Source organism: Bacillus sp. V33-4 (assembly GCF_002860225.1).
Classification (GTDB): Bacteria; Bacillota; Bacilli; order Bacillales; family Cytobacillaceae; genus Bacillus_BJ; species Bacillus_BJ canaveralius.
Genome location: NZ_PGVC01000081.1, coordinates 1 through 1,563, shown reverse-complemented (window position 1 = coordinate 1,563; position 1,563 = coordinate 1). Strand labels below are relative to the sequence as shown.

Genomic DNA, 1,563 nt, shown 5'->3' with positions numbered 1-1,563 from the left:
TGAATCAATTTCATAATTCCTTTTTTTAAAGAAACACAGACCTACAAAATTTAGTTTCTCTTTAAAATTTTTAAATTTAAGCAGCTTGTTGTTGATTTAACTGAGCATTGATACGATCAACAGCTAATTTTGAAGCATTATAAACTAATGTAATGATGTCAAAATGGACCTTGGCACGTTTTCCAGTACGATAACGAACATTGTCCAGTTGGAAATATCCTTTGAGATAAGCATTCACACGCTCCACAGCGGTACGGCGTTTAAATATGGATTTCCAGGCTTTTGATCCTCGAGCTGGGGCTGTGTATTTTCTAAGATCCGTGGTAATCCTTATTTTGTATATCTTTTGGCAGAGACCTTCATTAGCTAAGGGGCATTCTTTACATTCCTTTGGCCGTGTGTATTTAAGTGTTTCATACTTCGGGTCAAAACTATCATAGCGGTAGGAATATTCTCTGAAACATGTGGGTGCAAAATGTTTATCAAAGCCAATAGGTTCAGGTTCATTGCGTTTATTATAGGCAATCACAGCTTGATGACCCATTTGATGAATCTGCGTATAAATAGGTTCATAATCGTATCCGGCATCCATTGTTTCATAGCGTAAAGAAGGGAGCGGCACACGTTCTTGGATGCCCTTTAATAAAGGAATAGCTGCCTTTCCGTCGTTTAGGCTGCCGGAAGAGAATAGGGATTGCAAAATGTATTGGCTGGATGTCCCTACAGCTAAGTGCCCTTTATAACCGTACCAAAAGACGTTTTTTCCTTCGCTATTTTTCTTCACGCCCCACTGCGGATCTTGAGGAATTTCATTGCGAAGTTCGGCTAAAGGAACGTTCAATTGATCTTCGATTTTCTTTTCGAAAATAGAAAGATTGGCTTCCCTTTCGGCTTTTTCAATCAACCATTTTTCCCTTTCCTCTTTGGACTTGCGGCCACGTTTCTTAGGTTCCTCTTTAGGTTTCTCATGATCCTTTGGAGGTGCCTGATCTCGTGCTTCAAAATGTGTGGCATCAATGGCTACTGTATCATCTGTAATAAATCCTTCTTGGATTGCTTGATGAAGAAGTGTCTCTTGAACTTCTTCCAGGATATTTGATTCACTAATGATCGTTAACATTCTTGAATACGCAGCTTCTGATGGCACGGAATCAGATACTAAAAACCCGCAGTCAAGACGGAAAATCATATCATTTTTTAAACGCTTCACTAGATCTTTAATAAATGGAATTCGTTCCGAAATTCGGGCCACCAAGGAGTAAATCATAGCCGCATAGTTTAGCTCAACAGGCCTGCCAAAACGTGATTTCTTCGTTACCACAGCGAAGATTGGATCTATGTCAATAGCCGAAAAAATAGCTTCAAATCGTTGGGTAGGTTCTAAATCATATAATTCTTGTAAGCCAAACAGGCTTCCTTGTCGTATAATAGTCATAGGGAGTCTTCCTCCAGTCTTATAAGTTTGTGTGGTGCTTACTTATTTCGACATTTTGGGGAGGTACTCCTTTTTTTGCGTCTCAGAACCATTGGGGTTCAAGGGGTTAAATTTATGAAATTGATTCA

1 protein-coding gene is annotated in these 1,563 nt (G+C 39.2%); it reads right to left on the bottom strand.

Translation table 11 applies throughout. The features are described from left to right. Positions 1-76: 76 nt before the first annotated feature. Positions 77-1,435 (bottom strand): IS1182 family transposase, encoded by a 1,359-nt coding sequence (locus CVD23_RS21250; protein ID WP_101667099.1) that lies wholly within the window; start codon positions 1,433-1,435, stop codon positions 77-79. Positions 1,436-1,563: the final 128 nt, after the last annotated feature.